The following is a 24,255-nucleotide window of genomic DNA, read 5'->3' as shown; positions in this document are numbered from 1 at the left end:
AAGGAATTCATGTTAAAGATGCGGCGCCCACATATTTTTGCGAAAGACAGTCATTTAAGGGAGTTATTTTATAGAAAACACCCCTGCCAGTTGCAGTCAACCTAAACTTGGACAGATTGTAACGGAAGTAAGTGTGAATAAAGTTTGGAAAAAGAAAAAGGAGAAAAAGTAAAAATGAAAAAACGCGTAGTTATAATTAAGAGCGGTTTAATAGGGATGCTGATTTTAGGGACAACCTTTCCGATCAAATGGCCAATCGTTCATGCAACAGAAAGACAACAAATACAGGAACAAACGCCACCGCTACATACAATTGATTCATTGCTGACAGAGCCAGCAGTAGATATGAATAGGGGAGAAACAGCTGCGTCACAAGAAGCGAGTGCTGCTGATATGGTATCCTCAGAAACGAATGCGAGCCAAACAGAGTCCACCAATTTAAAGGAAGATAGAAGCCAGCCTTATACAGCTGTGAATAAAGAAGATGCAGAAATCGAAGCTAGTGGAGCATCCAAAGCAGAAACCAATTTAGGAAACACGAAGAATCAAGTCGTATCCGCAGAACAAGCCAAGAGTACAGAAAATTTTACTTATGACCTTACCGTTGAGTATGATCCCATCAAGTATAAGGCACTAGACTTAGTTCTACCGATTCCTGAAAAATATGCGCAGCAAACTTTGTACCAATATCCTCAACTGGATAAAAATTTTTATGTCTATAAAACGAATGAAATTTATATCTTGAAGGGCTTGGGGTTCACACAACAGATACTAGGAAATAACCCGCTACACATTTCATGGACAAGTTTTACAGGTTTTACAATCAACTATTATGGTCTAACAGCGATTTTGGAATACAATGACGCTAACGGTAACCTTTTGTTTACAGCAACATATAATATTCGCTTTACAAATAGCCATCTGACCATTAAATATGTGGATGAGACTGGTATGGAAATCTATCCTTCCCAAACGATCAATGATAGTACTAATGAGCCTTATGATGTCTCTACAAGTGCGTTTATTCCACAAATTCCGGGGTACATCCTTGATACCAGTCAACTGCCAACGAATGCAAAAGGTGTTCTTCCTCGTGGCGAAGTAACGGTGACGTACGTCTATCAAAAAGCACCGACTGACTATACCAATCTGACCGTGAAAGATACCACGATTTATGAACAGGATACATGGACAGCGGCGGATAATTTTGAGCAAGCTATTTCAAAAGAAGGCAAAACTTTGACTTATGAGGAATTTATTGCTGAGGGTGGTCGTGTTTCCGGACAAGTAGATACTAACAAAGCCGCTACGTATAAAATCAGTTATCAATTGAATCATGTGAGTAAAGAAGCAACGATACTCGTAAAACCACGATTCACTGCGATTAAGGTTCATGATTCTTCGATATACGTCGGCGATGACTGGACCGCAGAAGATAACTTTGATCAAGCCGTAGATCGGGATAACAACCCAGTTTCGTTTGCGGATGTGAACGTTGAAGGAAGCGTAGATACTAAAAAACCGGGGTCCTATGAGGTAGTTTATCGTTATGATGGAGTAGCATCAAAAGCTGTGATCACCGTCAAAGCCAACCAAACCAAGGTGACTGCCCATGACAGCGAGTTGTACACAGGGGACAACTGGAAAGCTAAGGATAATTTCGATAGTGCAACAGATAGAGACGGTTCATCTGTTGATTTTGGGGAAATCACTGTCACGGGGACAGTCGACACAACGCAAGCAGGCAAGTACGAGGTCACTTACAGCTATCACGGAATAGAAAGCAAAGCCACTATCACTGTTAAAGCCGATAAAACGGCAGTTAAAGTTCACGATAGCGAGTTGTACACAGGGGATAACTGGACAGCTAAGGATAATTTCGATAGTGCAACAGATAGAGACGGTTCATCTGTTGGTTTTGGGGATATAACTGTCACGGGGACTGTCGATACAACGAAAGCAGGCAAATATGAAGTCATTTACGCCTATCATGGCTTAGAAAGCAAAGCCGTAATCACCGTTAAAGCCAATCAAACCACAGTTAAAGTTCACAATAGCGAGTTGTACACAGGGGAACACTGGACAGCTAAAGACAACTTCGACAGCGCAACGGATCGGGATGGTAAACCTGTTGATTTTGGGGAAGTCATCGTTACAGGAAAAGCAGACACAACAAAAGCTGGCGAATACATGGTCACTTACAGTTATCATGGCTTAGAAAGCAAAGCCACTATCACTGTTAAAGCCGATAAAACGGCAGTTAAAGTTCACGATAGCGAGTTGTACACAGGGGATAACTGGACAGCTAAGGATAATTTCGATAGTGCAACAGATAGAGACGGTTCATCTGTTGGTTTTGGGGATATAACTGTCACGGGGACTGTCGACACAACGAAAGCAGGCAAATATGAAGTCATTTACGCCTATCATGGCTTAGAAAGCAAAGCCGTAATCACCGTTAAAGCCAATCAAACCACAGTTAAAGTTCACAATAGCGAGTTGTACACAGGGGAACACTGGACAGCTAAAGACAACTTCGACAGCGCAACGGATCGGGATGGTAAACCTGTTGATTTTGGGGAAGTCATCGTTACAGGAAAAGCAGACACAACAAAAGCTGGCGAATACATGGTCACTTACAGTTATCATGGCTTAGAAAGCAAAGCCACTATCACTGTTAAAGCCGATAAAACGGCAGTTAAAGTTCACGATAGCGAGTTGTACACAGGGGATAACTGGACAGCTAAGGATAATTTCGATAGTGCAACAGATAGAGACGGTTCATCTGTTGGTTTTGGGGATATAACTGTCACGGGGACTGTCGACACAACGAAAGCAGGCAAATATGAAGTCATTTACGGCTATCACGGCGTAGAAAGTAAAGCCCTGATCACCGTCAAAGCCGATCAAACCACAGTTAAAGTTCACGATAGCGAGTTGTACACAGGGGAAAACTGGACAGCCAAAGACAACTTTGACAGCGCAACGGATCGGGATGGTAAACCTGTTGCTTTTGAGGATATCAATGCCACGGGAACTGTCGATACAACGAAAGCTGGCAAGTACGAGGTCACTTACAGCTATCACGGAATAGAAAGCAAAGCCCTTATTACCGTCAAGGCGGATCAAACGTCCCTGAACGTTCACGATTCAACGATGGATCAAGGTGATGAATGGCAGCCAGAAACAAACTTTGATTCTGCCACTGATCGTGATGGCGAAGAAGTAGCGTACTCAGAAGTAGAAGTTCAGGGCAAAGTGAACACCGATAAAATTGGTCAATACATGGTTTCCTACCAATACGGAGCAGTGACCGCCCGTGCTGTCATTACTGTACAAGCAAAAGTCAGCCAAGCGCCTAACGAAACACCACCAACCGAAGCACCAGAAACGGATCTTCCAGAAGAGGAGTGTCCTGAGACAGAAATACCTGAGACGGAAGAATCTAATTCAGCGACTGAAGAGCCAATACAGTCGGGACCTGAGACCGGGGAATCAGAAACAGCGGGTGTGGGAAAAAATGAAAATGGTCCATCAGAACAATCAAATGAATTCTCAGCTACCGGCCGCAAACCACCACTGAAAGAAAGAAAGTACTCAACAGCTAAGCAACTGCCGAAAACAGGAGAAATAAGTAGTGTCTTCCTAAGCGTTATCGGGATTTTATTCTTAATCAGTGGGGTGATCCTTTTTTATCGAAAAAAATCACAGAAAAAATAGCAGTTGGATCAACAAAACAACTTGCTAAATTTGAACTAGATAAAAGTGTAATCCAAATGGCTACTGAATTTTAACTTGTTCATTTATCTGCTATGATAGTTTTCTAATAAAGGGATTGTTGAAAAGTATTTTCAACACGCATTTGGGTAGATAGTTTAGAGGAATGACAACTTCGATAGTAAAGCATATTAAAGGAATAGAGTGACAGCAGATAAAGGTGCTGTTACGCTATTCCTTATTTGTTAGTAACAAATGATTCAGGATACAAAATTGGCAATATTCGTTTTGCGATAGCTGTTTGGTGAAACGCCTACCCAATTTTTGAATTGTCGACTAAAGTGTGCGGGGTGCGAATAGCCAAGTCTTTCCGAGATACTTTCTATCGTAATATCAGGGATAGTTAACAGTCGTTTGGCTTCTTTTAATTTAAGTGAGTCCAAATAATTTTTTGGTGAAATACCGTAAATTTTTTTAAAAGCTTCAAGACCATAACTTGGAGACACATTCGCTTCAGCATAAATTTTTTTAATCAAGATATCGATCTTTTCAGTATTTTTTCTTTCAAAAAAGTGATGAAAATTGTGATTGATAACTTCTGCAATACTTCTAGCGATACTAAGCGTTTGAATGTTGGCATTTTTTTTAGGATCCAGTTCAGTGAATCTTATAAGTTCAAAAATCAGTTTTGTTAAAATTTGAATGGTTAAGATTTTATCAGAAAGTGAAAAACTAGGTGCTTTATCATAGAGATCGATCCATTCATTGATGATTACTTGGAGTGTAGTGTTCTCAGCTGTGTGTTTTTCGAAGATCAAGGGAATATTCTTCATTAGTACATAGCGTAAAACGGGTTCATCGATATCGAAATGTGCGGTAAAGTAGCGTAAGCCATTTTCTGAGTAACAGGCATTTAAGTGGAGCATACCCGGAGGGATAATCAAGATATCTCCTGCATCCAATAAATACTCCTTTTGGTTGATCGTGGTTTTCTGCTTCCCAGATAAAATAAGTAGGATTTCAAAAGCATTATGAGAGTCTAAGTAGCTAGTCCAGCCATAAGGAACTTTTTGTGTATGTGCAGAAAAGAAACGGACACTAGTATCTAAATTCGGTAGAAACGCTAGATGATTATATAAGCTCTTTTTCATAGTTTGATCTCCGTGGTTTTTGGTAAGTTTAACGTGGTAAAAACCATTTCTAAATTTATTAATAAAAGTATACTTTAGATAGGAACTGAATGAAAGTGGTTTCAAAAAAAGGGGATGATTTTATGATTCAAAATCCAATATTAAAAGGCTTTAACCCAGATCCATCAATTTGTAAAAGAGGGGATACTTATTATATTGCCACATCGACATTCGAGTGGTTTCCCGGTGTACAGATATACGAGTCGAAAGATTTAAAGAACTGGCGTTTACTTGTTCGTCCGTTAAATAGAATAAGTCAGCTGGATATGGTTGGTGTTCCAGATAGTGGTGGCGTCTGGGCTCCTTGTTTGACATACGAAGACGGAAAATTTTGGTTGGTGTATTCAATTATGCGTGAACACCGTGCCTTTAAAGATGTCCGCAACTATTTAGTAACCGCTGATGATATAGAAGGTCCATGGAGTGAACCAATCTTTCTAAATGCGAGTGGTTTTGATCCGTCGCTTTTCCACGATAATGACGGGAAAAAGTATCTATTGAATATGATCTATGATTTTAGAAATGATCATCCTTGGAATTACGGAATCGCTATTCAGGAATTTGATGAGGGAAAAGAACAATTGGTAGGAAAACCAGAAATTATTTTTAAAGGAACCCATTTAGAGAAAACAGAGGGGCCACATATTTATTTTATCAATGGTTATTATTATCTTTTCACAGCGGAGGGAGGATCCCAGTGGGGGCATTCAGTTACTGTGGCCCGCTCGAAATCATTGTATGGACCGTATGAAGTACACCCTGATAATCCTATCCTGACCGCTTGGTATTCTCCCGAAAATGATTTGCAAAAAACGGGACATGCGTCATTAATTAAAACGGATAGTGAGGAATGGTATATCGCATACTTAGCAAGCCGTCCAATTAAACGAAAAGGAAAAGGCTTATTTGAAGAAAGAGGATTTTGTACCTTAGGGCGTGAATCGGCATTAGCAAAAATTGAATGGACACCAGACGATTGGCCGATCGTGACTGGTGGAAAAGTTGCGCAAAAGTATGTACCCAAACCAAACTTACCAGAGTGCCCTTGGTCCAGCAAACCTAAAAAGAATTATTTCACTTCGGGGATTCCTTCTGAGTTTCAAACCCTAAGAATTCCGTTTAGCCAAAAAATGGGGCAGATAACAAAGAAAGGATTGATTTTATACGGACAGGAATCCTTGTATTCAGTTTTCGAACAATCCTTACTTGCCCGTAGATTTGAATCTGTAAATTTTATAGCTGAAACGGCGGTTGATTTTTCCCCTTCGTATTTTCAACAAAGTGCTGGTTTGGTCTGTTACTACAACAGTAAGAATTGGACCTCACTACAGGTAACGGCTAACGAGCAATTAGGGAAAGTTTTGACAATTTTAAAATGTGAAGGAGCAACACTTAGTTGGCCCTTGAGAGTTCCGATCGTTTTAACTGAAGAAGGGAATGTGTATCTGAGAGTTAAGGTCAATGCTCGTTTTTATCAGTTTTTTTATTCATTGGATGGGAAGAATTGGAAAGAACTTTCTTTCATGTTTGATACTTACAAACTTTCAGATGATTACATTACAAAACCATTCTTGGGACCTACAGGAAGTGCGTTTACGGGTACTTTTGTAGGCGTTCACTGCAATGATTTAACAGGGATGAGGCAAGAAGCTGCTTTTGAATATTTTAGTTATCAAGATATAGAGGAAGACGAAGTCACTAAAAATTAAGGATAGAGGAGAAGAAGATGAATAGGACAAATATGGTGTCAAGTGCTGGGATCCGGGTAAAACTTCAAAAAATGGGCTCATTTTTAAGCGGTATGATCATGCCGAACATATTAGCTTTTATAGCTTGGGGACTATTAGCGGCATTATTTATTCCCACGGGTTGGCTTCCTAATGAAAAATTTAATGAAATCGTGCCACCTACGCTAAACTATTTGCTACCATTGCTAGTAGCGTATACAGGTGGGAAACAAGTGTATGGCACTCGAGGGGCAGTAGTAGCTTCAATGGTGACAATGGGGTTGATCGTAGGTGCTGATGTTACGATGTTTTTAGGCGCAATGATAGTAGGACCGAGTGCTGCCTGGGGGATGAAAAAAATCGATTCCCTTTATGAAGAAAAGGTAAAAACTGGGTTTGAAATGCTTGTTAAAAACTTTAGTGGGGGCATTTATGCTGCTATTTTGACAGTTATTGGCTATGTATTAGTAGGTCCAATATTCAATACATTGAACTATATGATGACTGATGCAGTCAATGTACTCGTTGAAAACCATCTTTTGCCCTTAGTAAGCATCTTTATGGAGCCAGCAAAAGTCTTGTTTTTGAACAATGCCATTAACTTTGGTGTTTTTGCACCAATCGGTTTAGAGCAAGTAGCTGAAAATGGTCGTTCCATGATGTTTGCAATTGATAATCCAGGTGTTGGGCTAGGTATTTTGTTATCATATATGGTTTTTGGAAAAGGAACAGCTAAGAAAACCGCTCCTGGGGCCATCGTTATCCATTTTTTTGGAGGAATAGCAGAAATTTTCTTTCCTTATGTACTGATGAATCCATTATTGCTGATTCCAGCTATATTAGGAGGAATGAGTGGCGTTGCAACCCTAATGATTACGGGAGCAGGAATGATTTCCCCAGCTTCGCCCGGCTCTATCTTTGCCTTCATGGCTGTGACTCCTCGGGGGAGCCATTTTGGTATTTTATTAGCAATCACTGTTGCAACTGCGGTCACATTTATTGGTGCTTCCGTTGTTCATAAATTAACAAATCGAACGTCGGATAAGAACAATGAAGAATTTCTCCTAGCAGAAGAAAAGACCAAGGAAATGAAGCAAAAAGGGAAAATTAGCAAAGATTTTTCAATAAAAAAAATTATATTCGCTTGTGATGCAGGAATGGGCTCTTCAGCAATGGGGGCAGCGATCGTTAGAAAAAAAGTTCAAGAACTAGGTTATGATATTGAGGTTACAAATGTTGCTATTCGTGATTTAACAGCAGATGAAACGACATTAGTGATTACTCAAAAAGAGCTTCAAGAAAGAGCAAAAAAAGCTGCACCATCTGCGCACTTTCAGTCAGTAGATGAGTTTTTGAATAGCGAGCGATACGATGAGATTCTCGCTGATTTAAGACAATCATCATCTTTGGACAAGCTAGTGTAAAAGTTAATGATCATAACGATAAAGATTACTATCAATTAACAATTTTCGTTCCAAATAAAGGAAAGAACAATAAATAATCGGAAAAATCACAGGAAGAGTTAGGATATAGTTCTCTTCCTGTGATTTTTTGCTACTCGTATTTACATAATTTTCCTAATCTACCCTGATTTGAACTAAATATCTAGAAGAATCTATTCGTTCAAGAAATGACCTCATCCTTCTCCAGACTAAGATAGCGATAAAAAGTCGAGCGCTTTAAGCCTGTTTGGGCACAGATATCCACAACGGCTTTTCCTTCCTTTTGATAAAGGTGCAATGCGTGTTGGATCAGTGCGGGATCGATTCGTGGACGACCGCCAATATTTCCTCTAGCACGTGCGGATTCTAAGCCTTCTTTGGTCCGTTCAACGATGATGTCTCGTTCGAATTGGCTGAAGGCTTGGAAAACAGTCATCATTAATTTTCCTTGAGGGGTTTGTGTATCAAAATTTTCTTTGATACTGATGACTTTTACACCTTTCTTTTCAAAAAAGTAGACGAGATCAATCAGGTCTTTGGTACTTCTTCCTAGCCGCGAGAAACTTTCAATAATGATTTTATCGTTTTCTTTCACTCGTTTTTTTAGTTTATTTAATTCAGGACGATTTGCGCGTACACCACTGATCTTTTCAGTATAAATTTTGTTGCATTCATACCGGTCAAGTAAATCCAATTGACGAGAGAGATCCTGTTGTCTTGTGGATACACGGGCGTATCCATAAACCATATTTGTCATACAAATTCCTCCAGTTGCACAAAAAGAGTCTACATAGAGAATACCTTGTTTGTTCACTTAAGTACATATTCTAACACCAACTTAAGTAAATTTGGGAAATAGGAAGGTTTTTTTATAGACGCAAATATTGTACTATAGAAAAGAAACCAGTCGGTGAAGGAGAAACACGGAGGGCAAAATGAGAGAATTGCAGTTAAATTTTATGCTAAACAAAACGACCGTTCGATGGCTTCAAATGTTAAATACCTTTGAGCGAGAACGGACTTGTTCCATCGCAAGTTTAGCCAACAAGCTTGATGTGACCCAACGGACGATCAGCTCTGACATCAAGGAATTGAAAAACTATCTGCAGGAGGCAGCGGAATTTACTCTTGAAGCCAATGGCTATCATTTTAGGGAAACTGATCCGAAAAGATACTTGTCTCAAAAAAAGGAGCTTGTTGCAGAAGAAGGCATGTATCAAATCGTGGAAGCCATTTTCCACGGGGAATTCTGTTCGGTTGAAGAGTGGGCGCAGCGCTTGTATGTATCAGAAAGTACGATGCGTCGTTATTTGAATACCGCTTCTGCGACGTTACGAAAGTATCATTTGGAGTGGATCTTGCAACCGGTGAATTTGAGTGGATCAGAAGCCAATATTCGCAAGTTTTTTAAAGATTTTTATTATGAATCAGATGTCACGCCGCATACGCTCTTGCCCCCCAAAGAACTGATCGCGTTAGTCAGTGATGCCTTCTCAAAAATTCCCACAGCGCTGGTGAATACAGGCGTTTCTCCGAGTGATTTTTATTATAGTTTGTATATTGCGATCAAGCGCTATCAACTGGGAAAGACTGTTCAGATTCCTCGATCGTTGGCAGCAATCGTCGAAACGCATGAGGCGTTTGCCGTAATGAAGAACCTAGCGCCTAAAATCGAAGCGCTATACCGAGTAAGACTACCGCAACAAGAAATGATGTGGCTTTATTTAGTGACCGTGATGAAACGAACTTTGACCGAGCCTGAAAAAGAGCAGCAATTCGTTGCAGCGTTTGGGCTGTATCCTGAACTCGAAGAACTGAGTCAGCGCTTCGTGCAAGAATGGGGCATTTCCTTTCAAGAGCCTCAACAGGTCCAGATGATGATCCACGCCTTTTTTCTGTCAAAGAAAATCAATGAGCAGCTGGCGCCCGTTTTAAATCACTTGCTAACAGAAGTAAAAACTGAAGCGCAAAAGCATGGTTCTGCTGCTTATCAAAAAAATCTGGCATTTATGAAGCAGCACCAAGCGATTCTAGGATTCAAACAGGAGTATCTGTCAGATATTTGTGCCGCACTGACCCTTTATAGTGAAGCAATTAGGGAGCTTTATGCACAAAAAGTCAAACGGATTGCGTTGATAATAGAAGGTGATCTCTATGCCTGTCACACGATTCGTGCGCGCTTCTTGCGTTATGTCGGCAATGATCATCTGGTATTTTTTCCAAAAATCAATGAATTGACGACCGATTATTTGAAGGGAAATGCCATTGATCTTGTGGTTACAAATTATAGTGAATATTTATCAGAGTTCATCTTATCGACAGATTATCTTTTGCTCAAAGCAATCCCCGATCATCAAGATTGGCAAAGAGTGATTGAAAAAATCGATCCTCAGTTAGGGCAAGCGTTAAACGCTCCCACAGCCTAATATACGTGTTGCAAAAGAGCATGACGAGGACATGTGTGGATAAATTAAAAGGAAAAGCCGCAACCGTTGCGATCAACGGTTGCGGCTTTTATTCGTTCATCTAATAAAAAAGGGAGTTATCTGAAAATAGGCCCACTGTTCCTGAATACCAAAAGATTGGGTTATTTTGGTGAAAGAACAGCCTACGTTGAAACAGTTAGTTGGCATTTACTAGTTTATCAAAAATTGCTTCAAAGGTTTTGAACGTATCACTATCTAACTGACAAAGCCATAAAAGGTAGCTTTTTTCTTTGAATGTCCATTCGATCGAAGGGTAAGAGGCAATCAAGGCTTGGTATTTCTCTCGTTGTTCACTGGTAGCTAATAACCAGCGCTTCTCAAAAATCTTTTTCTCTTCCATTTTTTATCTATCCCCCATAAAGAAACGTTGCCTGAAACTTCACTAACGGGCAACGTAAATCTAATGATATGCAGATCTACGTTTAGTATACCAAAGAAAAATGAATTTTTTTAGAAGATGTGTAAAATTACATATAATTTCTTTTATTTTGCTTTTTTCTGACATTTTTTATAGAAAAGAGGCATTCTGTTGAAGATAACTGTTGATAAAAATGTTTCAGACAATGCTAAGAATGAGTAGGCAAAAACAATGTATCCATCGTATTGAGTCAAGTGGTTACAGGTAATAACAAAAATGGACGATCCTTTTTAAATCATAAGGAATCGTCTTTTTTTATAACGATTTTTTTTGCACAAACTTTCAAAATGCCTTATTTGAAAAGAAAATGAAAATCAATTTATTCACACAGGTTTGCAAATCTTGATTTATTGCTCGATGAGCAACCATGTTAAATTTAACCTCGATTAAAACAATAAAATTTCGTCAAAAAAACATCTTTTTTTAAATCTTATCTATGATATTTAGTTAGTTTTATCGAATAGGTTGTTCCGATAAGGTCTAAGACAGATTTTTTTTGAGGGAGTAAGAAAGGACGCTTGATAAAAAGTGAAATGAATCTTTAACGTACGAAAGAAAGAATAGAGAAGCAGGGGTGACTTATGAATAACTAATTTAGTGATGAAGTCACAGGTTTGTTAATGATCAGTCATCGGACAATGTTCTCCATTCTAGCAGCGGTGATTGGCTCAGAAGAAAATGCGAAGTCATTCTATGACAAACTACCTGATGAGGAAGGTTGAATTAGTACAAGCATAATTAACCAGAGAACATGAAGAAATACACCGATAGAAAGCTATATAGGTTGAGTTGGAAGGGAAAATAAAATGAAAAACAATTTTAAATTGAAAGCAACAGGTTTATTACTCGTTTGCCAAATGACTTTATCATCATTACCAGTGGTAGCGATGGCACAAGAGCACGAGGATTTGGAAGAAAATTATAACATAGAAAAACTAGTGGATGGGTTAGAAGAGAAGCAGCCAGAGGCAGCAAAACTAGCTGAAAATGAGCCAGTCGATCCACAAGAACAACATTTAGCACCAGATGATACCCAAAAGTCAGAAGCTAGGGATATGACGGACACAAACGCATTCTCTGAACAAGTACTACAGATGAATACTCAAGGAAGCCCCATCTATTCTTTGAAGGGTCTTAACAAAAGAGAAACACTCAATACAACTGGAAGTAGTGCTTATATTTTTAATGTATGGATAGAGGAAGATGCGAATGGGTTACCTGTATTCAATCATGATATCAGTAAGCATTTCATAAATTATGGCGCTAGGGTTACATTTAGCAATGGACAGTCGGCTCAGACATTTAAAAATGCTGCGACAGGTTCCCATATGATTTGGCAAGTAAATTTAAATGACCAATTGAGACCGAGACGTGGTGATACTTATACGATCAGAGATCTTAATCCATCAGGTAATCCGATCCATGCGGCAGCTACCGGCGTCTTGATGGAAGATCGCTATTATGAAGATGATCGCCAATTCGGGCAAAGTGTCTATGATCTTTTTGTAGGGGATACTTTTGAGCAACTACAAGAAGGTGTAACACAGCAAATAATTGCATCTACAAGAAGTAACTTAGAGGATCAAATGTTTCCTAGTGAAGAGAAGCAAAGATTGTTAGGACTTTTAAGTTCAGCAGAAGATATTTTAGCCAACCAGAAAATTAGCGACACCACTTTAAATGGTCTAACGACTGAATCGACACAAGCAAGCGGTGAGGCTGAACCAAATGCGACGATTTCCATTCGCGTTGGAGAAACAGAACTTGCAAGTGGACGTGTAGGAAGTGATGGCAAGTATAGCGTAACGATTGAAAAACAACAAGCGGGCACCGTGGTTACTGCGCAAGCAAGATTAGGCGATATCGAATCAAATATTGCCGAAACAACCGTTATTAGAGAAGGAATTGATGAAACAACGATTTCTAAGCTAAATACTGACTCCACAAGTGTGACGGGAACCGCAGAGCCAAATGCGGAGATCACGATCAAAGCTGGTGATACCGTGATTGCAAATGGACGTGTTGGCAGTGATGGCATCTATTCGTTAACGATTGAAAAACAACCAGCAGGTACCGTAATCACTGCGCAAGCAACCTTAAATGGCATTTCATCAAATATCGCAGAAACCATGGTTGAGCGAGCAACGATCGCCGAAACAACGTTGAATGAAGTGACAACCACAGACACGACTGTTAGTGGAACAGCCGAACCCAATGCACAGGTGGAAATCACGATTGGTGATGAAACCAAAAATGCCACTGTCGATAGTGATGGAAAGTTTTCAGTAGAGATTGATCCGCAAACAGCAGGAACCATTATTACTGCCCAAGCCAGCATCGATGGATTGCAATCAAATATTGCTTCAACGATCGTTGTCAATGATCCAGCAAACACCGAAGGCACGATCACACCAGATACCTACAATATTTCTTCTGGCGAACAATTCCTGAGAGGGACGTATACCGGTGATGTTGCATCTGCCCGTGTGTATGTAAATGGATCATCCGTTCGTGGTGGGAATTTTGCTGAGGGTTCGTTTGAATTCTTTATCGGCAATCGCATCCAATCCGTAGATGATGTCGTAGAAATCGAAGCCTTGGATCAATATGGCAAAGTACTTGATCGGACAACCGTTGAATTGACTAGAGATTTGGCTGGCACGATCACACCGGATCAATACCGTGTTGGCGAAGCAATGATTACTGGGACCTTTACGGGCGATGTCAACTTTGCACGATTAGTAATCAATGGAACGCCTTCTAATGCATGGGGTGGTACCTTCAACGCCGATGGCACCTTCTCGTTTTATGTAGCGAACCTTGGGATCAAAGCTGGCGACAAAGTTGAGATCCAAGCGTTGAACCGCCAAATCAACGGCAACACAGAAGCTATTGAAGTGCTAGAAACGAAAGAAGTAACGGTTATTGATCAACTTCAAGGGACGATCACACCAGATCAATACAGTTACACCGATACCATGATCACGGGAACCTTTACTGGAGATATCAATTTTGCCAACTTGGTGATTGATGGACAGTCTGTAGGGAACTGGGGTGGCACATTCAATAAAGAAACTGGCCGCTTTGAATTCTTTGTTCACGCACAATTTAGAGAACAAATCAGAACAGCAGCAAAAGTTGAGTTGCAAACTTACCATCGTGAAACAGTCGATGGACAAACGATTGATCATAAGCTGGTGTTGCAGCCGGTAGAAATCGTCAGAGCAACAGGTACGATTCAACCAGCAGCCTTCAAAGTGACAGATAGTGAAATTACCGGAACCTTTACTGGTAATGTGAATTTCGCCAACTTGATCGTTGATGGGCGTTCAGTTTCATGGGGGGGTACCTTTAACACAACAGACCAAACCTTTACTTACTTTGTCAATCAAGATACACGTAATTTAATTCGCGATGCAAAAACAGTTGAATTGGTTGCTTATCATCGGGAGGTTGTTAATGGCCGTCCGGTGGACACCGAATTGGATCGCAGTGTAGTCACTATCGATAAAGAATTTACTGGAACGATTACACCAAACCCATACAAGCTGGGGGATCGAATCGTTACGGGGACCTATACAGGTGAGGACATCAACTTTGGTCGACTAGAAATTGATGGCATGATCCTCTGGGTGAGCGGTTTTGCAGATGGAACCTTTACCGCCTACTTGAACCAAGAACAAGCCAACAGCGTGACGAAAGACAGCCAGATGACGATCTATGCATTGCATCGCTTTGCTGACTTAAGTACCCAAGAGATCGCACAAGCAACCGTTTCGATCACAGAATAAGAACCAGAAATTACGAGAGACCCTTGTACCTTGCCTGTTGCAAGGGTCTCTTCATTGATAGAAAGAGAGAAAGCAAATGAACATGAAGAAAAAAATCGTTACCCTCTTTAGTCTTGCCCTCATGGGGAGTTTTTTAGCGGCTTGCTCGACGGATGACCAAGCAAAGACGGATACTACCCAAGGCAGCGAACCAATTGAACAAATCACGGACCAAAGCAATGCCGAGCCGCAATCGATCATTGGTGGATTAAAGATCATCATCGACAAACAAGAAATCAACCATAAGAAAACAGAAGATGGGGAACAAGTTTTACATACATTTACCATCACAGCAGAAAACATGGGCTCAGTTGCCGCAGGTCTAGGTTCGATTGATTTTCTTTTAGAAACTGAAGAGGGAGACCTTCTTGAACTTGATCATACCATGGCGATGTTTGGCAATGAGATCGCTGTAGGTGAAACCATCACTGGACAAGTTTCCTTTGCTTTAGAAGAGGGACAAGTGGCGAAAAAACTGATTTATAAACCTGGTGAAGAAAATTTAGCAGAATGGGATGTTAAGAGCGAATGAAGATAAACGTTATTGGATTGGGGTATATCGGGCTGCCCACAGCACTTACTTTTGCAAACCATGGGATTGAAGTCGTTGGGGTAGATGTGTCAGAAACAGTCGTTCAATCACTTCAAGCAGGTCAGGCACCCATCGAAGAACCCGACATTGATCGTTATCTAGCACAAGCTTTAACGAAAAAGACCTTCTACGCACAGCTGGTACCAGAAAAAGCGGATGCCTTTATCATTGCCGTACCAACGCCAAATATCGCCGATCAATTTGGTAGTTGCGACTTGTCCTACGTGAAAGCGGCGATGGCTGCTATCTTACCCTATCTTGAAAAAGGCAACACAGTCATTGTTGAATCGACCATTCAACCCCGCACGATGGAAGACATCGTTGGACCATTTTTTGAAAAAGCAGGTTATACCATTGGAGAAGATCTCTATTTGTTGCATTGCCCAGAGCGAGTTTTGCCAGGGAAAATCTTTGAAGAGCTGGTGATGAACAATCGAATCATTGGTGGCATGACGAGCGCTTGCACCCAACAAGGCAAACGCATTTATCAGACCTTCGTCAAAGGAAACGTGCTGGAGACTTCTGCAAGTATCGCTGAGCTATCGAAATTGATGGAAAACACCTATCGCGACTTGAACATTGCACTAGCCAATGAATTGGTCCAAATTGGGGATCGCCTAAACATTGATGCACTCCAAGTGATTGCGTTAGCCAATCAGCATCCACGGGTCAATATCCATCAGCCGGGACCTGGTGTCGGCGGCCATTGCTTAGCGGTTGATCCGTATTTTGTGGTTGCGGCAGCACCTGAAGACGCGAAGTTAATTCAATTGGGGCGCATGATCAATACAGAGATGCCTGAATTCATTATAGAAAAAGTCGAAGAGATTTTAGCGATCCATGGTGGAAACAAGATCGCGGTCCTAGGGTTGGCGTATAAAGGCAACATTGACGATGCCAGAGAAAGTCCGGCTGTTGAGATCGCCAAAAGACTGAAACAAAAGAAAGCTCTGCAGGTCACTACCTATGATCCTTATGTCGCCACTTCTGATGTTGCACACATTGAAGCAGCACTAACAGACAGTGATCTGGCATTGATCCTCTGTGACCATGATGCCTTTAAAGACATAGCGCCGGCAGCCATTCAAGCGATGAAACAAAAAATCGTTTTTGACACGAAAAATATTGTGACAGATAAAACGAGGTTCGATGTTGCCTATTCTCTTGGGGCATTACCAAGCGCCCAGTAAATGGTTTGATTGCTATTTATGTTATTGAAAGGGAAAACCAATGAATAAAGAAATAAATATGAAAAAATTGAAGCAAGTCCTTCAGCAACGAATAGGCTGGATCCTCATGATCATTAGTATTCCCTTACTAGCTATGTTGCTTTATCTAACCCTGTTTGCTGAACCCATTTATCAAAAAAGTGCGCAGTTGCTGATTAGTCAGTCAGAAACGACATCTGGCAATCGTCTGGAAAACCAGACGATTCAGGCAGACCTTCAGCTCGTCAGTACCTATAGCACGATCATTATGAGTCCTCGCATCTTAAATGAAGTTAGTGAGGCGTTAGAGGGAAGCTATGATGTGGCTGAACTGTCAGAGATTTTGAGTGTATCGAATGCCACTAACTCGCAGATCATTGAAATCAATGCCTACCATCAAAGCCCGAAGATCGCAGCTGAAATCGCCAATACGACCGCCAGTGTTTTTAGTGAAGAGATCCCTAGGATCATGAACATTGATAATGTCACGATTTTGGCAGAAGGAACCGTTTTGTCACAAGAAACGCCAGCTCGTCCAAACAAATTTTTGTTGTACAGTTTGACCACTTTTTTAAGTCTTCTTTTCGCTTTTACTTATGTGTTTCTTCTATTGGTTTTTGAGCGCAGTTTTGCTTCGAATACGGAAATCGAAGAGGTCTTAGGGTTAAAAGTCATCGGTGAGATAAGCAAAGAAAAACGAGTTGCTCCGTTTAAAACCATCCAATCGAGAAGCCTTAGAGGAAGGAAGCGTGTGTGATGCGTAGCATGAAGGAAAATTATTCCATCATCAGCGAACAAGTAAAATTGATTCGCGAGAATGTCGATTATTTGTGTCAACAACAAGAAGCTCAAACGATTTTGATCACTTCAGGAGAAAGTGGCACGGGAAAATCCACTGTCTCGGCAAATTTGGCGGTCGCCTATGCCCAAAAAGGGAACCGAACCTTATTGATCGATGCGGATCTGCGTAAACCCACCCAACATTATTTGTTTTCACAAGAAATGCACGTGGGTTTATCCAACTATATTCGACGGGATATCTCGATCGAAAGCTGTGTTCAACAAGTGATTTTAGAAGATTGCGAATTTTCAATCATTACTAGTGGCGCCATTATGTCAAATCCCAATGATCTGCTCGCTTCTTCGAAAATGACCGCAGCCTTGCAAGCGGTCAAACAACGATACGATGTGATCATTATTGATACACCACCAGTCAATGTCGTTTCGGATGCCTTGATCCTAGCCAAGAAAGTCGACGGTGTGCTTTTAGTCGTTCATGCGGATAAAACAACCAAACAATCCGCAAAAAATGCCGTCAAAAAACTGCGCCTAGTCAATGCCAATATCTTAGGTGTCGTGGCGAATGGCACGGATACGACCGAAAATTACTATTATTAAGGAGGGAAATTTTGTGGAAAGACCCGCTTTAGATAAGCAGCCAACGATTCAGGCTACTGGCTATTTACGCTGGAAACGCACGATAGAAACCATCTTTAGCTTGGGCTTATTAGTCATCCTTAGCCCGCTTTTATTGCTGATTTGTATAGGGATCAAATTTTCTAACTGGCAGGCACCGATTATTTTTAAGCAAGTTCGTGTGGGGAAAAATGAGACCACGTTTGTGATGTACAAATTTCGAACGATGGTGCCTGATGCAGATCAATTATTAGGGCAATACCTCGATAAAAACGAAATTGAAGGGGCAATGTTCAAGCTGAAGAAAGATCCGCGAGTGACGCGCTTAGGCCGTTTTCTAAGAAAAACGAGTCTTGATGAACTGCCCCAATTGATCAATGTCTTGAAAGGGGAAATGGCACTGGTCGGTCCCCGTCCTCCTTTAGAAAGAGAAGTCGTCAGCTATTCAGAAAAAGACAAGCAACGATTGTCTGTCACACCTGGATGCACAGGGTTGTGGCAAGTCAGTGGAAGAAACGAATTAAGCTTTCAAGAGATGGTCGCATTGGATCTTTATTACATCAATAACCTGAGCTGGTTATTGGACTTGAAAATAATTATGAAAACGATTGGCGTTGTTTTCTTACCCAAAGGAGCATTCTAATGGAGCAACAAGTACGTGTATCACTTTTAGGCAGTAATCTCGATTCCTTAAGCTTTCAGGAAACCATTACTAAGATCGAGGCGATGATCGAACAGGGGACACCCGCACAGCATGTTTCGATTAACGCGGGAAAAATAAACTTGATGCGAAAAGATCCCTCGTTGCGATCGATCGTCAATCGGGCAGCTTTGATCACGGCTGATGGTCAGTCGATCGTCTGGGCAGCGAAATATTTAGGTTGCCCAGTACCAGAAAGGGTAACAGGCATCGATCTTTTTCGTGAGCTGGTCAAATTGGCAGCCGAAATAGGCTGGCGTCCTTATTATTTGGGTGCAACTGCCGAAGTCGTAGAAGCCGTCGTCAAACATGACCAACAGCTTTATCCCGACCTGAACGTAGCTGGGTTTCACCATGGCTATTTTTCCGAAGATGAATCATTGGACGTGGCAAAAGAGATTGCACGGACGCAACCAGATTTGCTGTTTGTCGCTTTTTCTAGTCCGCAAAAAGAGATTTGGCTCGATACATTCAGTGAAGTATTGCAGGTGCCCTTTGCGATGGGCGTTGGCGGCAGCTTTGATATCGTCGCAGGCAAAACCAAACGGGCGCCTTTGTGGATGCAGCGGTCAGGGTTGGAATGGTTTTATCGCTTTGCGCAAGAGCCAGTCAGGATGTTTGATCGCTATATCATAGGAAATCTACGCTTTTTACAGTATGTGTGGGGAGAAAAAAGAAGAAACGCATGAAATCAAAACAGCAAAGCAATCACCGCTTCTTCATGGGCATTGTCGCCATCTTTCCAATTATCGATGTTTTAAATGGTTTATTTCTTAGTTTAGGCATTCCTTTTCCTATTGGCGTGTTCTATCGTCTACTGTTCTTTTTGTTCTTAGTGCTCATGATTGTCACAGAAACGATCCCTCTTCATTACTATACGTATTTGACGTATGGGTTTATCGCTGTGACGCTTACGATTTTTCTATTACAAGCACTTTTTCTAGGGTACAGCTGGCAGTGGGTGATCGAGGATCTTTCCGTGTATATCAAATACCTCTTATGGGTATTGATTCCTTATTATGTCTATCAACGAAAAAACGACTTCTCCAAACTGCACTACGACAGCTTGTTTATTGTCATTAGCGTCTGTTTTACCCTCGGTTTGCTGATTCCTTATTTTTTAGGGCTAGGCTATCAAACTTATGACAATTCTGATGCTGGGTACAAAGGCTATTTCTTTGCCAATAATGACACGAGTTTTGCCTTTATTGTTTCCATCACCTTTACACTGCAAGCACTGATCGTTTCGATCAAAGAACAAACCCACAAACGCTCGTTTTTCTTCGCCAGCTTATTTGCAGGGAATTTGGTGTGCTTGGTTCTCGTGGGAACCAAAACAGGTGTCTTTTATGGAATTGGCGCGTTAGTGTACTTGCTCCTGCGATTGATCATAGGGGTGGAACGAAAGGCTCGGTTGCAACAGCTATTCATTTGGCTGATCAGTTTTTTTACGATTTTTTGGTTGTTCATACAAGGCTTGCCGCTACTGATCCAAGCCGTCGAAGGAACCTATCTTCGCATGGTGTATTTCTATCATCTTTTCGATGGGGACTTGATCCGCCTGTTTTCTAGTTCAAGAAGTGATTTTTTGATTGGCGGGATGGAGGCTTTCTTAAAGGATGAGGCACGTCACTTTACCATGATCTTTGGTCAAGGCTTTGAATACCGATTGGCACACTTTGGTCGTCTTGGTTTAATTGAAATGGACTTCTTCGACACCCTTTTCGGTCAAGGATTGTTAGGGACCGCCTTATTGCTGCTGATGCTCGCCTATTTTGTCTACTTGGCCTTTCAGCCGCAAAAACGCTCAGTTTATAGTTTTGCCTTGATCGTGGTGCTTTTTTATAGTTTTTTTGCCGGGCATGTTTTGTATTCGGCATTGTCTTCCACCTTTTTAGGATTGATTTGTGGAGGCATTATTTTAACAGAGAAAGAGTGAACAACTGATTGAAAAAATTACTTTTGAGGCTGGGCTTTTTCTCCCTCGGTTCGTTAGGTTCGGCGGTCTTAAACTTGGTGCTTTTGCCCGTAACGACCAGCTTTTTGACACCAGAAGAATATGGGAAGACCAGTATGTTTTTCCTTGCACAGACCTTTTTGATATACGTGATCTATCTCGGCTTCGACCAAGCCTTTACAAGAGAATACCATGACCACGAAAACAAACGCGAATTGCTGCAGCAAGCGATGCTCGTGCCATTGCTCGGTTCACTTTTCTTTCAGCTGATCCTAGTGGTTTTTGCGGCAGATTTCTCGCAGCTTTTGTTTGAATCCCCACAGTACACCCGTGCGATTTATTTATTTGCTCTTTCGTCGGGACTGCTGATTTTTGAACGGTTTCTTTTGTTAACGGTTCGAATGCAAAACAAAGCGATCCAGTTCTCCGCATACAGTATTTTGGTGAAATTCATGGTCTTGATCATCACGTTGCTGTTTCTCTTTTTTGGTCCGCCGACATTTATTACGGTGGTCTATGGCATGCTCTTCGGTCAGATTATCGGTGATTGTCTGTTGATTTTGGCAAACCTGGCGCTTTTTATGCCGCTCATTCGCCAAATCGATCGCAACCTGATCAAAAAGCTGAGTCGTTTTGGCTTGCCGACGGTGGTGGGAACCTTCCTCTATAGTTTGTTGATGATTATCGACAAAATGATGCTGCGCTATTTTGCTGATTTTACTGCATTGGGCATCTACACGGCTGCATTCAAAGTGGCAAGTGCCTTGATGATTCTACAAGTTAGTTTTGCCAATTTTTGGATTCCCACCTCCTATGAATGGTTCAAAAAAGGCAAACCGTTGATCTATTACGAACGCGTCAGTCACTTTATCATGTTCGTCTTGTCGATTTTCTTTTTACTGATGGTCTTTTTCAAAGAAACGATCGTCATCTTATTGTCGCAGGACTACTTAGAAGCCCAGTACTTGTTTCCCTTGCTATGTTTTTATCCCTTGATGATGACGATCAGTGAAACGACCAATCTCGGGATCGTTTTTTATAAGAAAAGTCATTTGAATATTGCTGCCTCTTTGCTGGCGGTCTTAGCCGCCTCCTTTTGTCATCTCCTACTCGTACCGACAATTGGCGCAACAGGAGCGGCTTGTGCCACGGCATTAGGGTACTTGGTCTTCTTTTTTGCTCGTACATATTTTTCGATGACCTATTGGCAGGGGTTCTCAGTCAAACGCCAAATCAGCCTTTCGATCATGCTGTATTGCTTTGCGCTTTTTACAGCATTCAATCGGATTCTTTGGCTGGAAAAGAGCCTCGTTTTGCTGCTGATGCTCTTCGTCGTTGTTCTTTATCGCAAGGAACTAAAGCAAGTAACTAGATTTGTACAAGAAAGGAAAATCAACAAAGCATGAATATCTTACTTATCGGTCCAGATCCAGCAGCAAAAGGGGGGATCGCAACGGTCATTCATAATTTCCAAAAAGCAACAGCGCCAGAGGATGTGCGTTTTGTCGTTCATAAGACTTGGTCGGAAAAAGGAAAATATTGGACGCAGCTCAAAGCGTTTCTGACGTTTCGTCAGCACATCAAAAAAGAAAGGTGCCAGATCCTTCATTTCCACGTTGCGCAAAAGGGCAGTTTCTATCGCAAGAGTTTGCTGTTGTTGCTAGCACCAAAACATTGCAAGACGATTTTTCATATGCATGCTTCGCAATTTGACCAGTTTTATCAAAACAGTCCTTCATGGGCAAAAGGGTGGGTCCGTTTTACCTTGTCTCGGGTGGATCAGCTCGTAGTGCTCAGTAGTAGCTGGGCAGCTTTTTACCAAACGATTACAGATACCCCCATCGAGGTCCTGCCAAATGCCGTAGCGGTGCCAGAGGAATCCCTGTATGATCCCACCGCCAAATGGATCATCACTCTTGGCAGGATCGGGCAAAGAAAAGGCAGTTTTGATCTGTTGGCAGTTGCCAAAGCAATGGCTGTTTCCTTCCCCGAGGTTCGCTTTATGTTGTTTGGCGATCAAGAAAATCAACAGGTTGCCCAACAGCTCCAAGAAGAAGCTCTCACCAATGTGTTCTTAAATGACTGGGTAGCAACCGATGCGCTGCCAGCTGTTTTTCGTAAGGCAGCCATCCATTTTCTCCCTTCTTATCACGAAGGCTTGCCGATGGCGATCTTAGAAACCATGGCGGCAGGTATCCCAAATGTAACGACGAAGGTTGGGGGAATCCCAGAGTTGATCCAATCAGGTGAAAACGGCTACCTAGTAGCTGCCGGTGATAGTCAAGCAATGATCGAGACATTGAGCGGTCTGTTAGCTAACGAGGAAGAACGAATCAAAATCAGCCAACAAGCCAGAGCAACGATTGAGCAACAGTATGCCTTAACGCCATATATGAAGCGCTGGCAGAAGATTTACAAAAAGCAACTTGATTAATGCTCAAATTGCTGAAAAAAAGGAGAGGTACGATGCAAAAAATAAAGGTATTATCTATTTTTGGTACACGACCAGAAGCCATCAAAATGGCACCGGTCATAAAAAAACTAGCAAATGATCCACGCTTCCTATCAAAGATCGTCGTGACAGGGCAGCATCGAGAAATGCTTGAGCAAACATTAGCGGCGTTTGAGCTGACCCCTGATTACGACTTGGCTATCATGCGAGAAAATCAAACCTTGTCCAGTATCACCAGTCGTATTTTGGAAGGACTCGAAGGTATTTTTCAATCAGAAGAACCAGACGTGGTATTGGTTCATGGCGATACGACGACGGCAGTCGCAGCTGCGCTGGCCGCTTTTTATCAGCAGATCTTGATTGGTCATGTGGAGGCGGGGCTGCGTACCGGCAACAAGAATGATCCGTTTCCAGAAGAAATGAATCGCCGGTTGATTGATCAACTAGCAGATTTTCTCTTTGCACCGACGGATCAAAGTCAGGTTAATCTGTTAAAGGAAAACCACCCACACGACCGCATTGTCGTTACTGGTAATACGTCTATTGACGCTTTGTACCATACGTTAGCACAAAAAAAAGAACGAAAACCAATCAGTGAGAAAAAAATCCTTTTAGTTACGATGCACCGGCGAGAAAACATTGGGCAACCCATGGAACAAGTGTTTCGTGCTCTAAAACGCATCGCTGTTGCTTATCCAGCACTGACGATCGTCTTTCCGATGCATAAAAACCCCCGTGTCCGTACACTAGCCAAGCACTATTTAGAAGGGCAGCAAAATATTGAGCTGATCGAACCGTTGGATGCCCCTGCATTCTATCAGTTACTGGCAGGCAGCTACCTTGTTTTGACTGATTCAGGAGGGATTCAAGAAGAAGCGCCCTCCTTGGGGATTCCTGTCTTGATCGTACGTGAAACGACGGAACGCCCAGAAGGGGTGGCAGCAGGGACTCTGAAACTGATTGGTACCCATGAGGAGCGTGTGTATTCAGAAATCGTTCATTTATTGTCTGATGAGGCAGCGTACAAACAAATGGCGCAAGCCAAAAATCCCTATGGAGATGGAGAGGCGAGTGAGCGGATCGTGGCTGAATTAAAAAGTTATTTCGAGTAGAGGAAGGC

General features: G+C 41.7%; 18 protein-coding genes. 15 read left to right on the top strand and 3 right to left on the bottom strand.

Annotation, left to right across the window (positions count from 1 at the left end; all coding sequences use genetic code 11):
* Positions 1–174 precede the first annotated feature (174 nt).
* On the top strand, positions 175–3,720 hold the full coding sequence (locus tag P0G38_RS14355) for a bacterial Ig-like domain-containing protein (RefSeq protein WP_275852409.1): 3,546 nt from the start codon (positions 175–177) through the stop codon (positions 3,718–3,720).
* Positions 3,721–3,977: 257 nt separating this feature from the next.
* Here the strand turns inward: P0G38_RS14355 and P0G38_RS14350 are convergent, their stop codons facing one another.
* On the bottom strand, positions 3,978–4,868 hold the full coding sequence (locus tag P0G38_RS14350) for a helix-turn-helix domain-containing protein (protein ID WP_144330727.1): 891 nt from the start codon (positions 4,866–4,868) through the stop codon (positions 3,978–3,980).
* A gap of 122 nt (positions 4,869–4,990) precedes the next feature.
* On the opposite strand from P0G38_RS14350, the gene P0G38_RS14345 reads away from it, so the two are divergent.
* Positions 4,991–6,616, top strand: coding sequence for a glycoside hydrolase family 43 protein (locus P0G38_RS14345; protein WP_275852406.1), 1,626 nt, complete (start codon positions 4,991–4,993; stop codon positions 6,614–6,616).
* Positions 6,617–6,633: 17 nt separating this feature from the next.
* The gene (locus P0G38_RS14340; RefSeq protein ID WP_275852403.1) at positions 6,634–8,058 is read left to right on the top strand and encodes a PTS mannitol transporter subunit IIBC; all 1,425 of its coding nucleotides are present in this window, start codon (positions 6,634–6,636) and stop codon (positions 8,056–8,058) included.
* A 199-nt stretch (positions 8,059–8,257) separates the two neighbouring features.
* Here P0G38_RS14340 and P0G38_RS14335 read toward each other — a convergent pair whose 3' ends face one another.
* Positions 8,258–8,833: a recombinase family protein gene (locus P0G38_RS14335; protein ID WP_005227582.1), complete on the bottom strand. Its 576-nt coding sequence runs from the start codon at positions 8,831–8,833 to the stop codon at positions 8,258–8,260.
* A 178-nt stretch (positions 8,834–9,011) separates the two neighbouring features.
* On the opposite strand from P0G38_RS14335, the gene P0G38_RS14330 reads away from it, so the two are divergent.
* Complete coding sequence (locus P0G38_RS14330; RefSeq protein WP_275852397.1) at positions 9,012–10,502, top strand: AcpB/EbpR/MafR family transcriptional regulator; 1,491 nt, start codon at positions 9,012–9,014, stop codon at positions 10,500–10,502.
* Between the two features lie 196 nt (positions 10,503–10,698).
* Here the strand turns inward: P0G38_RS14330 and P0G38_RS14325 are convergent, their stop codons facing one another.
* A complete protein-coding gene (locus P0G38_RS14325; RefSeq protein ID WP_081116967.1) occupies positions 10,699–10,902 on the bottom strand; it encodes a hypothetical protein in 204 nt (67 codons plus the stop codon).
* An 884-nt stretch (positions 10,903–11,786) separates the two neighbouring features.
* Here P0G38_RS14325 and P0G38_RS14320 point away from each other — a divergent pair.
* The 11 genes from P0G38_RS14320 to wecB all read left to right on the top strand — a co-directional run bounded on the left by P0G38_RS14320 (position 11,787) and on the right by wecB (position 24,247).
* Entirely contained in the window at positions 11,787–14,771 is a 2,985-nt protein-coding gene (locus tag P0G38_RS14320) for an immunoglobulin-like domain-containing protein (RefSeq protein WP_275852392.1), read from the top strand.
* 76 nt (positions 14,772–14,847) lie between these two features.
* Positions 14,848–15,342, top strand: a complete 495-nt coding sequence (locus P0G38_RS14315) for a DUF4352 domain-containing protein (protein WP_142968067.1) — start codon at positions 14,848–14,850, stop codon at positions 15,340–15,342.
* Positions 15,339–16,592: a nucleotide sugar dehydrogenase gene (locus tag P0G38_RS14310; RefSeq protein ID WP_275852388.1), complete on the top strand. Its 1,254-nt coding sequence runs from the start codon at positions 15,339–15,341 to the stop codon at positions 16,590–16,592. The genes P0G38_RS14315 and P0G38_RS14310 overlap by 4 nt, the downstream gene beginning before the upstream one ends.
* A 40-nt stretch (positions 16,593–16,632) precedes the next feature.
* Positions 16,633–17,367, top strand: a complete 735-nt coding sequence (locus P0G38_RS14305; protein WP_275852384.1) for a YveK family protein — start codon at positions 16,633–16,635, stop codon at positions 17,365–17,367.
* Positions 17,367–18,008 carry a CpsD/CapB family tyrosine-protein kinase gene (locus P0G38_RS14300; RefSeq protein WP_275852380.1) on the top strand — a complete coding sequence of 214 codons (642 nt, stop codon included), beginning with the start codon at positions 17,367–17,369 and terminating at the stop codon, positions 18,006–18,008. Before P0G38_RS14305 ends, P0G38_RS14300 begins: the two co-directional genes overlap by 1 nt.
* A 13-nt stretch (positions 18,009–18,021) precedes the next feature.
* Entirely contained in the window at positions 18,022–18,669 is a 648-nt protein-coding gene (locus P0G38_RS14295; protein ID WP_275852378.1) for a sugar transferase, read from the top strand.
* Positions 18,669–19,415 (top strand): WecB/TagA/CpsF family glycosyltransferase, encoded by a 747-nt coding sequence (locus P0G38_RS14290; protein ID WP_275852375.1) that lies wholly within the window; start codon positions 18,669–18,671, stop codon positions 19,413–19,415. Before P0G38_RS14295 ends, P0G38_RS14290 begins: the two co-directional genes overlap by 1 nt.
* A complete protein-coding gene (locus tag P0G38_RS14285; RefSeq protein WP_275852372.1) occupies positions 19,412–20,665 on the top strand; it encodes an O-antigen ligase family protein in 1,254 nt (417 codons plus the stop codon). Before P0G38_RS14290 ends, P0G38_RS14285 begins: the two co-directional genes overlap by 4 nt.
* 8 nt (positions 20,666–20,673) lie before the next feature.
* Complete coding sequence (locus tag P0G38_RS14280; RefSeq protein WP_275852369.1) at positions 20,674–22,089, top strand: lipopolysaccharide biosynthesis protein; 1,416 nt, start codon at positions 20,674–20,676, stop codon at positions 22,087–22,089.
* Positions 22,086–23,117: a glycosyltransferase family 4 protein gene (locus P0G38_RS14275; protein WP_275852366.1), complete on the top strand. Its 1,032-nt coding sequence runs from the start codon at positions 22,086–22,088 to the stop codon at positions 23,115–23,117. Before P0G38_RS14280 ends, P0G38_RS14275 begins: the two co-directional genes overlap by 4 nt.
* Positions 23,118–23,149: 32 nt before the next feature.
* Positions 23,150–24,247, top strand: coding sequence for a non-hydrolyzing UDP-N-acetylglucosamine 2-epimerase (wecB, locus tag P0G38_RS14270; RefSeq protein ID WP_275852363.1), 1,098 nt, complete (start codon positions 23,150–23,152; stop codon positions 24,245–24,247).
* Positions 24,248–24,255 lie beyond the last annotated feature (8 nt).

The organism is Enterococcus casseliflavus (genome assembly GCF_029215545.1).
Taxonomy (GTDB): Bacteria; Bacillota; Bacilli; order Lactobacillales; family Enterococcaceae; genus Enterococcus_D; species Enterococcus_D casseliflavus.
The sequence above is the reverse complement of the archived record's forward strand: the minus strand, read 5'-3'. Positions and strand labels throughout refer to the sequence as shown.